We start from the raw sequence: 15,504 nt of genomic DNA, 5'->3' as shown, positions 1-15,504 counted from the left end.
CGCATTATAATCTGCGGATGGAAAATCCTGTTCAATTCGTTCAATGGCTGCGCTCAGTCGCGCCGTATATTCATGCCTTTCGTGGCAAAACCTTTGTGGTCGCCTTTCCCGGCGAACTGGTCATGGCAGGTGCGCTGCCGGTGCTGGCACAGGATTTGTCTTTATTGCATGCACTTGGCATCAAAATTGTCATCGTCCACGGCTCGCGCCCACAGGTCGCTGAACAACTTGCCTTGCGTAATGTGGAAGGTCGTTTTCACAATGGTATCCGGATTACCGATATCGCCGCACTCGAATGCTCGAAAGAAGCGGCTGGTGAATTACGTCTCGACATCGAAGCGGCATTCAGCCAGGGCTTGCCTAACACCCCGATGGCCCATGCTGCGATACGCCTGATTTCAGGTAATTTCGTCACCGCCAAACCAATCGGCATTGTCGATGGCATCGACTTCGGTCTGACCGGGACTGCGCGTAAAGTCGCTTATGACACCATAGGCCGCATCCTCGATGGCGGCAGCCTGGTTCTGCTGGGGCCACTCGGCTTTTCACCCACAGGTGAAGCATTTAATCTGACGATGGAAGATGTCGCCGTTTCAACGGCAACTGCGTTACGCGCCGACAAGCTGATTTTTATTTCCGAAACACCGATGATGGTGGACCGAGAAGGCAGTGAAATCCGCGAGCTCTCCTTCACCCAGGCAGAAAAAGAACTGGCGGCAAATTACCTGCCACCGGATTCCGCTTTTTATCTGGAACATGCAGTCAAAGCCTCGCGTGGTGGTGTGCCGCGTATTCATATCGTGCCTTATGAAATGGATGGTTCCGCGTTGCTGGAATTATTTACGCATGATGGCGTCGGCACGATGGTCTCGTCAGAAAATCTGGAAAGCCTGCGTGAAGCAACGATTGAGGATGTCGGCGGCATCATTAAACTGATAGAACCACTGGAAGCCGACGGCACGCTGGTCAAACGCGGCCGCGAACTGATAGAACGTGAAATCAATTACTTCTCGGTCATTGAGCATGATGGCGTAATCTTCGGTTGCGCTGCCCTGTACCCGTTCCCTTTTGAAAAAATGGGCGAAATGGCCTGTCTGACGGTTAATCCTGATGTGCAGAGTCAGGGCGACGGCGAACGTATTCTGAAGCACATAGAAAAACGCGCACGGCGGGCGGGTTTTCATTCACTGTTTGTGCTGACAACCCGTACAGAACACTGGTTCCTGAAACGCGGCTTTGTCAAAGCAACCGTCGATGATTTACCGAAAGACCGGCAAAAAATGTACAACTGGCAGCGCAAGTCATTGGTGCTGATCAAGCAGCTCTGATCACTTGCCTTTATAATCCACGGCGGTTGAATGACTGTGATGTCCGCTGTGTTTTGACGTATTTCTAAGGAGTATTACTATGGCCCGTATGGTCCACTGCATCAAACTGAACAAAGAAGCCGAAGGCCTGGATTTCCCTCCATATCCGGGCGAACTGGGTAAAAAAATTTATGAAAGTGTATCCAAAGAAGCCTGGGCTGGCTGGATGAAACATCAGACTATGCTGGTCAATGAAAACCGCCTGAACCTCGCCGACACCCGCGCCCGCAAATATCTGGCGACACAAATGGAAAAACATTTCTTCGGCGACGGTGCCGATGCTGCTGCCGGTTACGTGCCACCAACGGAATAATCATCTTCCGCTCAGATCAAAGCCCGCACTGCGCGGGCTTTTTTTTTACGTCGCGCCAGAAGTCAGCAGGTAAAGACAGGGGACTGCAGGATGACGCAAGGTCATCTGAAAAATCAATATGCTTATTGATTTAGTTGTTTTTAAGGAGAAACTGTACGCTTTTTGTGTTTCCTTAAGTTTATGTTCAGAAATGCCATATAAGCTGTCTATGCGCCATGCGACGTCTGTTTGACTATGCACCTCACCCAGGGTTCAACGATGAACATTTACAAAAAACGGGCAGCACAAAGAATAGGACTTGTCAGTCTGCTGCTGGCGATCGTCGGCAGCCCTGTCGCCTGGCTGATTTCACGGGAAAATGCCGAAGAAGAAATCGTTTCGTTTGCCATCGAAGAAAGCCGTCACCCACTGGCATTTCTCGACGATGCCAGCATGACGGACAGCGAAAAGGCCAGGCAAGCACAGCATGGTGCAGATATTCTGACCAGCGGCATCTTCGATATTGCCGAAGTCTACGACGCACAGGGGATTAAATTAGCAGAAAAAGTCACCGCGACAGGGGATATGGTGGAAAGCCAGTTACCGCATCATCCCCGTCCCGAATATCAGGACACCCATTACGAAAATAACGGTATCACTCTTGCTGGCGACAAAAGAAATGCCATCCGCGTATTCGTTCCGCTGTTTGACAAACAGAAAAAACTGAGCGGCTATTTCGAGGGTGTACGAGTTATACCTGAGTGGCAGATGCAGCAGATTTCTGCAGATGCCAGTATCGTCGCACTGATGGTGGCGATTGCCTCCTTACTTTGCGGATTGACGATTTATCCGGTGGTCACTTACCTCGCAAAAGAAAACGAACGCAAAACCCTGCAGATCTATGAATCGCATATTTCGATGATGGAAGCGCTCGGGCGCGCTATCGCAAAACGGGACTCAGACACGGGTGCACACAATTATCGTGTCCCTGGATGTCGGCCCTGATGGGTGAAAAGCTCGGCCTCAGTGGAGAACATATGCAAGGGCTGATCATAGGCAGTTTTTTACACGATGTCGGAAAAATCGGCATCCCCGATGCGATTCTGTTGAAGCCTGGAAAACATACGCCGGAAGAAACGCAGATGATGCGTACCCACGTTGAGCATGGCGAACAAATCGTCAAAGGAGCCGGCTGGTTGCCCAGCGTCGCCGCTGTCGTCGCAGCCCACCATGAAAAATGGGATGGTCAGGGCTATCCACGCGGACTCAGTGGTCCAGCCATTCCTCTGGAAGCGAGGATATTTGCGATTGCCGACGTCTTTGATGCCCTGTGCTCAAAACGGCCTTACAAGGAACCGTTCAGCTATGAGCAGGCGATAGCGATTTTACAAGAAGGTGCTGGCAGCCATTTCGATCCCGATCTGCTGGCACATTTTTTAGACATCGCCGCTTCAGTCTATAACACGGTCTCCTCCATGAACGAAGAACAGATACGCGAATTACTCAGAGCGACGATGACACGCCACTTCGTCATCAACACATAAACAAGGTCCGCCGGTCTCTGCATCCATCGTCTGGCTTCGGAAGACGGATACAGAAATATTCTCCGTCATTTCTCCGGAAAAACACGTCCCGCCGCACACTGTTGCCACACTGAAATGGCGCGTCGTGTGCGAACGACGGCGGATGTCGTTTGATTACAACCTTAACCGGTATTTCAATGTCAGAACGATAGGCAATGCTAAAATATTAAGCACATTTTTTCTGACAGGGGTTGGCATCATGTACCGGACTATCCTCACCACTTTCCGCCAGCTGTTCTGCATGTTCACATTACTGGCGCTCGTCTCCTGCGGTGCAGGTGACACCTCCGCCACCAAAGACACAGCAACTTCTGCGGCCAATTTACTCTCTGCACCCGCACTCACCGCTGCCGGCACAGGCAGCGACGTCTCCTATGTATTTCCTGACACCGGCTGGTACTGGAATCCTGCCGAAGGTGGTCGTGGCTTTGCGATTGAACGTCAGGGCGATAAGATATTTTTGTCCGGTTTTTTGTATGAAAGCAATGGGCATCCGACCTGGTATGTCAGCACGATGGAAATGCAGTCGAACAAACAATTCATCGGTGCCCTGGCGCGTTTTGCCGGCGGCCAGAGTCTGACCGGCGACTATAAAGGTGCGACGCAGAGTCAGGTAGGTTATGCGGTACTCTCGTTTGTCTCTCCGACCGAGGGCACCCTGTATGTCACGCCGGATACAGGTGAAAACGCCGTTACCGTGAAGTTGCAACGGTTTCCGATTTCCAGCCCCACACCTTTCCTCGCATCGGCGGCCAGCTTTCAGAATGGCTGGTGGTGGAGCGATAAAGAAGGCGGCCGTGGCTATTTTATTGAGGTACAGGGTAATCAGGCTTTCGTCGGCAGCTTTATGTATGACACCGCGGGAGAACCGACCTGGTACGTCAGTTCCGCAAACTTATCAGCACCGAATAAACTCAGTGGCTCATTACAGGAATATGCCGGTGGCCAGACTCTGGTTGGCGGCTACAAATCCGCCGCACCGAAAGCGAATGCCGGTAACATGAATTTCAGTTTTACTGCTGCCGATGCGGCCACGATGACCCTGCCGAATGGCAAAGCGGTACAACTCAGCCGTTTCGGATTCAGCACTACGAACAGTTCTGCACCACCGTCCGTCACTTGTACGCCGCCGCAAATCCTGCAGAACGGCGCCTGCACTACTGCTAATGCGCCCGTTCCGATTCGTCCCGTCTTCTATTTCACCACCACCCCGGTTCCAAGCGGGAATTATTACGGGGTGATGCTTTGCTATTCCGGGCCTTACGAATGTGACACACTGGTTGATTCTATTTTTGTCAGCAACGAAGAATTGCAAGATCCTGACACTGCCGAGGCGTTAATTTATGCGAAAAGCGTCGCAGAAGAATTCCGCCAGATCATCGACCGGCTGTGGCGCGCAAAGACTTATCCCAGTCGTTCTGCGCTGGCTGCCGCATTTCGCACAGCAATCCAAAACAATCTGGCAAACCAAGGAAAAACTGCTGTCAACGATGCGACCAACTATCTGATGACTGCAGGCTATCCGGCAGCTTCCACGAGTGCACCGGTCACACCAACCTGCTATGCGCCGCAAGTGCCGCAAAACGGCATCTGCGTCACGCCGCCAAAACCAGTAACCTGCACAGCGCCGCAGATACTCTCTAACGGTTCCTGCGTCACCCCTTTGCCTTTGAATGTGAAACCGATATACGGCGCCTTTGGCATTGCCCCCCCGGAAAGCCATAAACAGTTTTCAGATGACATTTGCGATAGCTGGCAAGTCATCGGCGCACCAGTGGTGCTCAGCACGTGTACCACCAAATCAGGTTACTGGGGCTACGAAGTCATCGAAAACCGCAGCGCCACGAGGGCTACAATTTGCTACAAGGCCTATTTTCACAGTGGTGCAGCACCGGATAAAGGCTGCTACTACTACATGAAATCGATGGAAATAATGAGGCCATATTGCCCCGACTGCGGTAGCAAAAAAGGAGGAGCCCGGCAAATAGACCTGATCGAATTCACGCCGCAATGACATGAACAGGTCACATTTATCTTCTGGGGCTTAAAATATACTCCCCCCAGTATATAAAACAGTCCTTTGTTTATAAGGAGATGAAGGCAGTTTTATAAAATAAATGGGGGAGTATGTAAAAAAGGCTGTCTTTGACAGCCTTTTTTATGTCCGCAGTACACGCCGCCGCAACTGGGCGGTAACGCACTCAGAATCGCAATGTTTTTACACCCTCAGCGGTTCCCAGCAGGCAGACATTCGCACCTTGCCGGGCGAACAAACCAACGGTCACGACGCCCACGATATTATTGATCGTCGCTTCCAGTGCTACCGGATCCGCGATGTGCAGACCATGCACATCAAGAATCATATTGCCGTTATCCGTCAATAAAGGTTTGCCGTCTTTCAGGCGCAAACGCGCCTCACCTCCCAGCGCATTGAGCTTACGCGCCACCACCGCATGCGACATCGGAATCACCTCCACCGGCAACGGAAACTTGCCCAGTTGATCGACGAGTTTAGAGCCATCGGCGATACAGACAAATTTATCGGCCACGGAAGCCACAATTTTTTCACGGGTCAACGCAGCGCCACCGCCTTTAATCATCGCGCCTTGTGGCGTAATCTCATCTGCCCCGTCGATATACACGGGCATGGATGTCACTTCATTCAGATCGAGCACGGTGATGCCGTGATCACGCAAGCGTTGCGCGGTAGCTTCCGAAGAAGCAACTGCCGCTTTGATTTTATGCTTCATTTTTGCCAGTTCGTCGATAAAGAAATTAGCGGTCGAGCCTGTGCCGACGCCAACAATCTCATTTTCAACAACATAAGCAATCGCTGCCTGGGCAACAGCGCGTTTCAGTTCATCCTGGGTCATGGTGATTTCCAATCATGCGTGGACTTTAGTATTGCAGTCCAAAAGTTCAAAAAATTTGCGCTATTTTACCGGACAGCAGACCACTACATAGTAAAGCTCAGACTGGCCACAACGGCGCATCATCCATCAGCGCGATCTGCTCGCGCAATTCGAGTATGCGATCCTGCCAGTAACGTTGGCTGTTAAACCACGGGAACGCCGCCGGAAACGCCGGGTCGTCCCAGCGTTGCGCCAGCCACGCCGAATAATGCAGCAGGCGCAGGGTTCGCAATGCTTCAATCAGATGTAACTGGCGCGCATCAAAGTCAAAGAAATCTTCATAACCGACCAGAATATCGGTCAGCTGACTTTGCATCTCGGCACGGCTGCCGGACAACAGCATCCACAAATCCTGTATGCCCGGCCCCATGCGGCTATCGTCAAAATCGACAAAATGCGGCCCGGCCTGCTCGCCAGATTCCAGCCACAAGACATTGCCCATGTGGCAGTCACCATGCAAACGCAGCATCTGCACATCCCCTGCCCGCTCGTAACAGCGCGCAATACCATCGAGCGCCTGTTGCGATACCGAGGCATACGCCTGCAGCAAATCTGGCGGAATGAAATCATGTTCCAGCAACCATTGCCGCGGTGCGATACCAAAGGTGTGCTGATCAATTGCGGGTCGGTGACAATACGTCTGCATTGCGCCAACGGCGTGTATGCGTCCGATAAAGCGCCCCAGCCATTCCAGCGTGGCGGCATCGCCGATTTCCGGCGCACGTCCACTCTGCCGTGGGAACAAGGCAAAACGATAGCCGTGATACTGATGCAGACTGTCGCCAGCGACATTCACCAATGCGGGGACAACGGGTATCTCTTGCGCTGCCAGCTCGCGCACAAACTGGTGCTCTTCGAGAATCGCCGCATCGCTCCAGCGCTGTGGCCGGTAAAACTTAGCGATCACAGCAGGCGCGTCATCCAGCGCAAGCTGATACACGCGGTTTTCATAGCTATTGAGCGCCAATAAACGCCCATCACAATGCAAGCCGCAACTGTCAACGGCATCAAGCACCAGATCGGGCGTCAGGTCGGCGAAGGAAACGGCCAAAGTTACAGGGGAAATTTGTTCTGTCATAGCCGAATTGTACGTGCTTATCCAGCATAGGCTTTGATTTACGCGCCTCTGAGAACGATTTAATTCCACGGAAAAACGCAGAAAACACCTGCACAGCCTGACGACAAAGCGCTACACTTCCGGTATTTTCATCACACCAACAGGTAACACCATGCATCTCGACGAACCGCTCAGCGACAAAGAATTCAACGAACTCGATAAATTTCTCATGTCCGATAAGGTAGGCGATGAAGGTATGACGATGGATGCGCTGCACGGCTATCTGACGGCGATTGCACTGGGGCCTGAAGTGATACCGATGGCAGAATGGCTGCCGAAAGTCTGGGGGCTGCCGGAACAGGGCGAACCTAAGTTCAAAAACGAAAAAGAAATGCAGCGCATCACGCAACTGATTGCGCGTTTTATGAATGAAATACAGATTACGTTTGAAGTCGCCCCCCAGGAATACGAACCTCTATTCTGTGTGATGGAGCAAAACGGCAAAGAACTCATCGATGGTGAAACCTGGGCCTGGGGTTTCTGGGAAGGCATGCAATTGCGTGAAGAAGCCTGGGAAGCCGCCTGGGAATCCGAAGAAATCGGTCCTTTGCTGCAACCGATCTATTTGCTGGGCGCCGAAGAAATCGAAGAAGATGAAATGCGTTTCGTCGATACACCGGAAAAATGCCACGAACTGGCGCTGACGCTGGAAGCTTCGATTCCCGCGATACGCCGTTTCTGGGTGCCTTTGCGTAAATCCGGTGTCACAACCGTAAAACGCGACGCACCGAAAGTCGGACGCAATGATCCCTGCCCCTGCGGCAGCGGCAAGAAATACAAAGCCTGCTGCGGCGCTGAACCAACTATCCATTAATTCGGGTTCACGATAACAAGCAGCAGGTATCAGGAAGAAAATATTATGTTTGTTTTCTTCCTGAAAGCGACCAAAGCGCTAGTCAATACAGACCCCAGCTTCACTCATAACGCAGCAACGACGAAGCAATTACTTGAAAGGCCGCCATGGGCATAGAATATTCGATAGAATTTTCCTTTACCGATGCACATCGGGTCGCCAGTTTATTCGCCACCATCGGCGCATTGCCCGTTGCCTTGCCCACCGGTGCCCGTTACGACTTTCAATCCGCCGTTTCAGGAAGAATGCCGGACGGAACAGCAAAAATAACAGACTCAGGCGTGATTTTTTATTCGCACGGCGGACAAGGCGAGGAATACTTAGGCAAAGTAATCGCTTCGCTGGTAAGAGAATTCGGTAGCGTCAGCGTCCGTAAGATCTGATCAGCTCGGCGCCGTTTTGCCGCGACCTACGCTCATGCTGAAGTCATGCCGCTGGAAGGAAACCTCTAGCAGTACCACTGGCGAACACATTCCCAGCATGTTATTTTTTGCTCTTTCGTTTTAAGACAGCAGGAGACCCACATGAGCTTGCAAGAACAATTCAATCAGGCGTTGGCAGATTCTAAAAATTTATCTGAACGTCCTGACAATATGACGCTGTTAAAAATTTACGCTTTGTATAAACAAGGCAGCACCGGCGACGTAACTGGCGATCGTCCTGGTATGACGGACTTTGTCGGTCGCGCTAAGTTTGATGCGTGGGCCGGCCTGAAAGGCACCACGCAGGAAGCCGCGATGCAACAGTACATTGATCTGATTAACTCACTGAAATAAACAATAAAAACGCAATTAAAAAAAGCCCTGGTCAGGGCTTTTTTTGCGTCATTTTTTTGGCAAACAGCGTCAGAGTTTCAGCAGATTCGGCGGTACCTGCCCGCTCAGACCGGCGATCAGATTGTCGGCGGCACAATTCGCCATTGCCAGACGCGTTTTTTCTGACGCACTGGCAATATGAGGGGTCAGCACGACATTATCCAGCGTCAGAAAATCCGGGTGAAACTTAGGCTCATTTTCAAACACATCCAGTCCGGCAGCAGCGATACGTTTTTCGCGCAGCGCCGCAATCAGCGCCACATCATCGACAATGCCGCCACGTGCCAGATTGGTCAGTGTTGCGGTCGGCTTCATCATTGTCAGTTCAGCCGTCGCAATCGTGTGGCGGGAAGCCGGTGAATACGGCAACACCAACATCACATGATCGGCCTGGCGTAAAAGCTCTTCTTTACTGACATAAACAGCATTATTCGCCTGTGCTTCCAGCTCTGGCGCAATACGCGAACGGTTGTGATAAATCACGCGCATATTAAATCCAGTGGAACGGCGCGCAATCGCCTGTCCGATACGCCCCATACCGATAATTCCCAGGGTGGAACCGTACAGATCCGGCCCCAGGAAATAGTCGTAACGCCATTTATTCCATTTCCCTGCCCGCAGCCAGTGTTCTGATTCGGTAATACGACGCGCCGCCGCCATCATCAGCGCCCAGCCAAAATCGGCTGTCGTTTCATTCAACACATCCGGCGTGTTACTCGCCATCACGCCATGCACAGAGCAAGCTGGCAAATCAATGTTGTCGTAACCGACTGCCATATTCGCGACCATTTTCAACTCCGGCACTTGCTGCAACAAAGCCGCGTCGATGCGCGCACTTGCGGTCGCCAGTATCCCGGCTTTGCCAGCCAGACGCTGCGCCAGCTCTGCGGGCGTAAAAATCACATCATCCTGATTCGACTCAACCTCAAAATGCTGATGCAAACGGTTCAATACTTCTGGGAATATCGCTCTGGCAACCAAAATCGCTGGTTTCATAGTTAACAACTTTCTTTACATTAAGGGCTGATGGTTGCTTATCTTAACCTCGAAAAAGAAGTTTTTCCGGGTTCCTCTGCGCCCTTAAAAACTTTCATCTCAGCAATCAACAGGCGTGACGATTTTCATCGATAGTGACCCATATCAATAACAATGATCATGAATCCACTTAAAATACGATCTTGCGTTTCCGCTGACAAAAGCCCGCTGCCAGAACCGCTTTTAATCCCTGTCTGCATTTGCTTATGCGCAAACGATATAAGTGCAGTTTGTGAGAACTCTTAAATTGCCTTAAAATACAAGGCTTTGCAGCCTGAGCACGCGTTATTCTGCGATCTGGCTGCGCCAACATCCCGAATTTTTTAGATTGGACTGTTATGACCCACGTTGTGACCGAATCCTGCATCCGCTGCCGTTATACTGATTGCGTGGATGTCTGCCCAGTGGACTGCTTTCGCGCTGGCCCGAATTTCCTGGTGATTGATCCGGACGAATGCATCGATTGCGCTGTCTGCGTTGCAGAATGCCCGGCGAATGCGATTTTTGCTGAGGAAGACGTACCTTCTGATCAGCAACAATTCATCAAGATCAATGCGGAGCTGACACGCAACTGGCCTTCCATCACTAAAACAGTGGCGCCGCTCGCTGATGCGGATGACTGGAAAGATGTCAAAGACAAGCTGCAATATCTGGAGCGCTAATCTGGCGCGGATAAATCCGCTCAGCTTATTCACGTAATTTAAGCAATATCAGGAACTATCTAGTCGTATGGAAAACAAACAAACTACCCAGGCAAATGGCGTTATTGAAGCAGATGCCGTCATCGTTGGCGCAGGTCCGGTTGGCCTGTTTCAGGTGTTTGAATTAGGTCTGCTCGAAATTAAAGCCCACGTCATTGATTCTCTGCCAGTAGTTGGCGGTCAGTGCGTCGAGTTGTATCCTGATAAACCGATCTATGACATCCCTGCGGTTCCGGTTTGCACCGGCCAGGAACTGACCGATAATCTGCTCAAGCAAATCGAGCCGTTTGAACCGACCTTCCATCTGGGGCAGGAAGTGACACTGGTTGCGCGTCGTGAAGATGGCCGTTTCGACCTCGAAACCTCCACAGGCACACGCTTCATCACCAAAACAATATTCATTGCAGCCGGCGTAGGCTCGTTCCAGCCACGCACATTAAAAGTCGACGGCATTGAAGCATTTGAAGGCAAACAAGTCTTCTACCGAGTCAAAGATCCTAGCCAGTTCTATGGTAAAAACCTGGTGATCTGCGGTGGTGGTGATTCAGCGCTCGACTGGGCACTGAATCTTGTCGGTAAAGCAGAATCCGTCGTCTTGTTACATCGCCGTGAAGATTTCCGCGCTGCACCGGCCTCCGTCGCCAAGATGAAAGAATTATGCGACAACTATGAAATGCAACTGACGATCGGTCAGGTTACCGGCATTGAAACCAAAGATGACTTGCTGTCTGAGATCAAAGTTACAGGTGCAGACGGCGTCACACGCCGCATGCCGCTGGATAATCTGCTGGTGTTCTTCGGCCTCTCACCAAAACTCGGCCCTATTGCCGAATGGGGTCTGGAAATCGAACGCAAGCAATTGAAAGTCATGGATACTGAAAAATTCGAGACGAATGTTCCGGGTATTTTCGCTGTGGGTGACATCAATACCTATCCAGGTAAGAAAAAACTGATTTTGTCGGGCTTCCATGAAGCCGCACTGGCTGCTTTCGGTGCGGCACCGTATATTTTCCCTGAAAAGAAAATCCACATGCAATACACGACAACGTCACCAAAACTGCATAAGATTCTGGGTGTGGATACACCAACGTTCGACTAAGTCGTATCGTTTCTAAAAAAAGCGCAAAGGTAAAAACTTTGCGCTTTTTTATTGGAAAAAAATGTTCGAATCCTATTTATTCGACAATAAATTTATATCCTGATCACATTTGTAACATTAATTTGCATCCGAACGATTGGTAACAACACCAGAAAAACCAAAAAATTCAAAACTGGTTTATGATGCAATGCAATATCCCTATAAAAATACTGCCATAAGCAGAGAGAACTTTTCCTAAAATCCAATCAGTTGTAAGAAAACGGACTATCCGTCTTTGACCAGAAAGATGTCATCATGCTCTATCAACTCCACGAACTTAATCGCGCTTTCCTGACACCGCTCACTCAATGGGCTGAAGCCTCCTCCAAGCTCTTCACTAACCCGGTTTCTCCTCTCGCACACACACCTTACGCTCAGAGGGTCGCCGCTGGTTACGAATTAATGTTCAGACTGGGGAAAGATTACGAGAAACCGGAATTTGGCATCACATCAACGACGATCAACAAACAAGTGGTGGAAATCGTCCAGGAAACAACAGTAATCAAGCCCTTTTGCAAGTTACTGCACTTTAAAAAAGTATTACCGACAAAAGACCTGCAAAAATTAAAGCAACCCAAAGTATTACTGGTCGCACCGCTATCAGGACACCACGCAACTCTTTTGCGCGATACTGTGCGCGGCTTATTGCCACTGCACGATGTCTATATCACTGACTGGACCGATGCACGCATGGTACCGTTGTCGGAAGGTCGCTTTCACTTGCATGACTATATCTACTATGTGCAGGAATTTATCCGCACTCTAGGCCCGGATCTGCATGTTATTTCAGTATGTCAGCCGACTGTTCCGGTACTGGCAGCGATTTCTCTGATGGCCACCGATAAAGATCCTTATCTGCCCAAAACCATGACGATGATGGGCGGACCGATAGATCCGCGCAAATCACCGACGCAAGTCAACAACCTCGCCACCGAAAAGAAATTCTCGTGGTTCGAGAACACCGTGATTTACAGCGTGCCGGCAAACTATCCGGGCTATGGTCGCAAAGTCTATCCGGGCTTTTTACAGCATACGGGCTTTGTCGCCATGAATCCGGATCGTCACGCACAAAGCCACTGGGATTTTTACCAGCATCTGGTCAAAGGTGATGATGAATCTGCAGAACAGCATCGCAAGTTTTACGATGAATACAATGCGGTTCTGGATATGCCGGCCGATTACTATCTTGAAACCATTAAAACCGTGTTCCAGGAATTTCATTTGCCGAAAGGAACCTGGGAAGTCGAAGGTAAAATGGTGCGTCCGCAGGACATCAAAACAGTGGCCTTATTCACTGTTGAAGGTGAACTCGACGATATTTCCGGCGCAGGTCAAACGCAAGCCGCACATGAGCTTTGCAGCAGCATTCCGGCAAACATGAAACAGGATTTCGTTGCTCCCGGCTGTGGACATTACGGCATTTTTTCAGGACGCCGCTGGCGGGAAATCATCGCTCCGAAAATTGCGGAATTTATTCAGAAACACGCTTGATCTCATTGCCATCCACAAGGGTTCAGAACGGCAAATCTGCAGCCACTATTCTCACGGATGGTGGCTTTTTTCATTGTTGTTCCTGAAATTTGCGTAGATAATCTCGGCTTCACACAACGCATTTATTTGTTTACTTCATTTCCCGTGTCCACTTCCATCGCCGCACAAATCGAAGATCTGCTTCCACAGACGCAATGCACCAAATGTGGCTATCCTTCCTGCCACCTGTACGCCACCGCAATTGCCTCTGGCGAAGCCAGCTACAACCAATGCCCTCCGGGTGGTCAACAAGGTGTGGAGCGTCTGGCGCACTTGCTGGGTCAGCCTGTGATCGCACTCGACATCCGCCGGGGTGCTGAACGGGAACGCCCGGTTGCGGTCATTGATGAAGCCTTTTGCATAGGCTGCACACTTTGCATACAAGCATGCCCCGTCGATGCGATTATTGGTGCGCCTAAGCAGATGCATACCGTGATCGCCAACCTGTGCACAGGTTGCGATCTCTGTGTTGCCCCATGCCCTGTCGATTGCATCGCGATGTTACCGGCGACTGAGGGAAAAACCGGTTGGGATGCATGGAGTCAGGAACAGGCAAATAGCGCGCGTCAGCAGTTCGAATTCAGAACCATGCGTTTAGCGCGTGAAAAGCGTGAAAATGACGAGCGCCTGGCGGCCAAGGCCGCTGCAAAACTAAAGGCGCTGGAATTGGAACCTGCGCTGAGCGAGGAAGAAATACGCAGCAAAGAACGTAAAAAGGCGGTGATTGCCGCCGCAATGGAACGCGCCAGATTAAAAAAAATTGCAGCAGAAGCGGAGCAAAATAAATCATGAATGCAGAAAAACGGCATACCATTTTTACGCGTCTGCAAAAAGAAAACCCGCATCCAACAACAGAACTTGAATACAAAACGCCTTTCGAATTACTGATTGCGGTCTTATTGTCGGCTCAGGCAACCGATGTTTCCGTCAACAAGGCTACCCGCGTGCTGTATGCAGTCGCCAACACCCCCGAAGCGATTTATGCGCTCGGTGTTGATGGATTAATTCCGTATATTCAGACGATAGGCTTGTTCAGGACCAAAGCAAAAAATGTGATAGCGACCTGTCATCTGCTGATGACGGAGCATCATAGCGAAGTGCCGCACAACCGCGAAGCATTGGAAGCCTTGCCCGGTGTCGGCAGAAAAACCGCCAACGTGGTGATGAATACTGCGTTTGGCGAACCAACCATCGCGGTCGATACGCACATTTTCAGGGTATCAAATCGTACCGGCATCGCACCGGGTAAAAATGTTGATATTGTCGAACAAAAACTGATGAAATTCGTACCAAAAGAATTCCGTCAAGACGCCCATCACTGGCTGATCCTGCATGGACGATATACCTGTATCGCCAGAAAACCCAAATGCTGGAATTGCATGATCGCTGATTTATGCGAGTACAAACAAAAAACGCCCTTACCCGATAAGGTGTAAAGGCGTAATCGCATCGCGATTAACGTATATATGCATGTGGTGCACGTTGTTTCAAACTATGTGCATCACCAGCTAAGCACGCTATACAATTTTGCAGGCTTCCTCAAAACTGAGGCGTGGTGAACGAGGGAATAATTTCTCTGCATCGCCATAACCCAGATTACAGATAAAATTAGCTTTCACTTCCGTTCCAGCAAAAAAACTTTGATCGATCTTCTCTGCATCAAAGCCAGACATAGGCCCGCAATCCAGTCCAATCGCTCGTGCCGCCAGCATCAGATAAGCGCCTTGCAATGACGAATTACGAAATGCCGTCGTCTCAATCGCCGCCTGATTCCCGACGAACCATGAACGCGCATCGGTATGCGGGAAGAGTTTAGGCAATTGTTCATAAAACGCCATATCCATACCGATAATGGCAGTCACCGGTGCAGTTTTTACCTTGTCGACATTGCCCGCAGAGACGCAGGCAGCTAACTTTGCCTTTTCAGCGTCCGACTTTACAAAGACTATGCGCGCCGGCGTTGAATTCGCCGCAGTCGCGCCCCACTTCATCAATTCATAAATCTGATACAACTGCGCGTCGCTGACTGGCTTGGCGAGCCAGACATTATGCGTGCGGGCGTGGGAAAATAGAGTGTCGAGGGCGTCTTGATTCAGCATTGTTTTTCCTTTTTACTGTGACAGATGAATAAATGAAGTCTGAAAATGTTCAGGCTTCAAAG

The 15,504-nt window shown here is 50.5% G+C and carries 17 protein-coding genes; 13 read left to right on the top strand and 4 right to left on the bottom strand.

What is annotated here, in order from left to right; genetic code table 11:
- The first annotated feature begins 17 nt into the window (after window positions 1–17).
- The 5 genes from argA to ACOTSW_RS12500 all read left to right on the top strand — a co-directional run bounded on the left by argA (window position 18) and on the right by ACOTSW_RS12500 (window position 5,256).
- Window positions 18–1,328, top strand: a complete 1,311-nt coding sequence (gene argA, locus ACOTSW_RS12520) for an amino-acid N-acetyltransferase (protein ID WP_423679415.1) — start codon at window positions 18–20, stop codon at window positions 1,326–1,328.
- Window positions 1,329–1,407: 79 nt separating this feature from the next.
- Complete coding sequence (locus tag ACOTSW_RS12515) at window positions 1,408–1,680, top strand: oxidative damage protection protein (protein WP_186885801.1); 273 nt, start codon at window positions 1,408–1,410, stop codon at window positions 1,678–1,680.
- Between the two features lie 258 nt (window positions 1,681–1,938).
- Complete coding sequence (locus ACOTSW_RS12510; RefSeq protein WP_423679414.1) at window positions 1,939–2,664, top strand: hypothetical protein; 726 nt, start codon at window positions 1,939–1,941, stop codon at window positions 2,662–2,664.
- Between the two features lie 32 nt (window positions 2,665–2,696).
- Window positions 2,697–3,203, top strand: coding sequence for an HD-GYP domain-containing protein (locus ACOTSW_RS12505; protein ID WP_423679413.1), 507 nt, complete (start codon window positions 2,697–2,699; stop codon window positions 3,201–3,203).
- Window positions 3,204–3,483: 280 nt separating this feature from the next.
- On the top strand, window positions 3,484–5,256 hold the full coding sequence (locus tag ACOTSW_RS12500) for a hypothetical protein (protein WP_423679412.1): 1,773 nt from the start codon (window positions 3,484–3,486) through the stop codon (window positions 5,254–5,256).
- Window positions 5,257–5,443: 187 nt separating this feature from the next.
- On the opposite strand, the gene rpiA is transcribed toward ACOTSW_RS12500, so the two are convergent.
- Complete coding sequence (gene rpiA / locus ACOTSW_RS12495) at window positions 5,444–6,115, bottom strand: ribose-5-phosphate isomerase RpiA (protein ID WP_423679411.1); 672 nt, start codon at window positions 6,113–6,115, stop codon at window positions 5,444–5,446.
- Between the two features lie 97 nt (window positions 6,116–6,212).
- A complete protein-coding gene (locus ACOTSW_RS12490; protein ID WP_423679410.1) occupies window positions 6,213–7,232 on the bottom strand; it encodes a serine/threonine protein kinase in 1,020 nt (339 codons plus the stop codon).
- A 151-nt stretch (window positions 7,233–7,383) separates the two neighbouring features.
- On the opposite strand from ACOTSW_RS12490, the gene ACOTSW_RS12485 reads away from it, so the two are divergent.
- The 3 genes from ACOTSW_RS12485 (at window position 7,384) to ACOTSW_RS12475 (ending at window position 8,900) form a co-directional block, all read left to right on the top strand.
- Entirely contained in the window at window positions 7,384–8,085 is a 702-nt protein-coding gene (locus ACOTSW_RS12485; protein ID WP_423679409.1) for a UPF0149 family protein, read from the top strand.
- 146 nt (window positions 8,086–8,231) lie between these two features.
- Window positions 8,232–8,507, top strand: a complete 276-nt coding sequence (locus ACOTSW_RS12480) for a hypothetical protein (protein ID WP_423679408.1) — start codon at window positions 8,232–8,234, stop codon at window positions 8,505–8,507.
- 141 nt (window positions 8,508–8,648) lie between these two features.
- The gene (locus tag ACOTSW_RS12475; RefSeq protein ID WP_423679407.1) at window positions 8,649–8,900 is read left to right on the top strand and encodes an acyl-CoA-binding protein; all 252 of its coding nucleotides are present in this window, start codon (window positions 8,649–8,651) and stop codon (window positions 8,898–8,900) included.
- A 69-nt stretch (window positions 8,901–8,969) separates the two neighbouring features.
- Here ACOTSW_RS12475 and ACOTSW_RS12470 read toward each other — a convergent pair whose 3' ends face one another.
- Entirely contained in the window at window positions 8,970–9,935 is a 966-nt protein-coding gene (locus ACOTSW_RS12470; RefSeq protein WP_423679406.1) for a 2-hydroxyacid dehydrogenase, read from the bottom strand.
- A gap of 377 nt (window positions 9,936–10,312) precedes the next feature.
- Between ACOTSW_RS12470 and fdxA the strand changes: the two genes are divergently transcribed.
- From fdxA to nth, 5 genes are all read left to right on the top strand, one after another.
- Window positions 10,313–10,636 carry a ferredoxin FdxA gene (gene fdxA, locus ACOTSW_RS12465; RefSeq protein WP_423679405.1) on the top strand — a complete coding sequence of 108 codons (324 nt, stop codon included), beginning with the start codon at window positions 10,313–10,315 and terminating at the stop codon, window positions 10,634–10,636.
- Window positions 10,637–10,703: 67 nt separating this feature from the next.
- A complete protein-coding gene (locus ACOTSW_RS12460) occupies window positions 10,704–11,774 on the top strand; it encodes an NAD(P)/FAD-dependent oxidoreductase (protein ID WP_423679404.1) in 1,071 nt (356 codons plus the stop codon).
- Between the two features lie 294 nt (window positions 11,775–12,068).
- Complete coding sequence (locus ACOTSW_RS12455) at window positions 12,069–13,304, top strand: polyhydroxyalkanoate depolymerase (RefSeq protein ID WP_423679403.1); 1,236 nt, start codon at window positions 12,069–12,071, stop codon at window positions 13,302–13,304.
- A 144-nt stretch (window positions 13,305–13,448) separates the two neighbouring features.
- The gene (gene rsxB, locus ACOTSW_RS12450) at window positions 13,449–14,135 is read left to right on the top strand and encodes an electron transport complex subunit RsxB (protein WP_423679402.1); all 687 of its coding nucleotides are present in this window, start codon (window positions 13,449–13,451) and stop codon (window positions 14,133–14,135) included.
- Entirely contained in the window at window positions 14,132–14,779 is a 648-nt protein-coding gene (nth, locus tag ACOTSW_RS12445; protein ID WP_423679401.1) for an endonuclease III, read from the top strand. The genes rsxB and nth overlap by 4 nt, the downstream gene beginning before the upstream one ends.
- An 81-nt stretch (window positions 14,780–14,860) precedes the next feature.
- Here nth and ACOTSW_RS12440 read toward each other — a convergent pair whose 3' ends face one another.
- Entirely contained in the window at window positions 14,861–15,442 is a 582-nt protein-coding gene (locus tag ACOTSW_RS12440; RefSeq protein ID WP_423679400.1) for a malonic semialdehyde reductase, read from the bottom strand.
- Between the last annotated feature and the right edge of the window lie 62 nt (window positions 15,443–15,504).

The sequence above is a fragment of the Undibacterium sp. WLHG33 genome, assembly GCF_049544815.1.
Taxonomy (GTDB): domain Bacteria; phylum Pseudomonadota; class Gammaproteobacteria; order Burkholderiales; family Burkholderiaceae_D; genus Undibacterium.
Note: the sequence above shows the minus strand (reverse complement) of the source record. Positions and strands in the feature narration are given on the sequence as shown.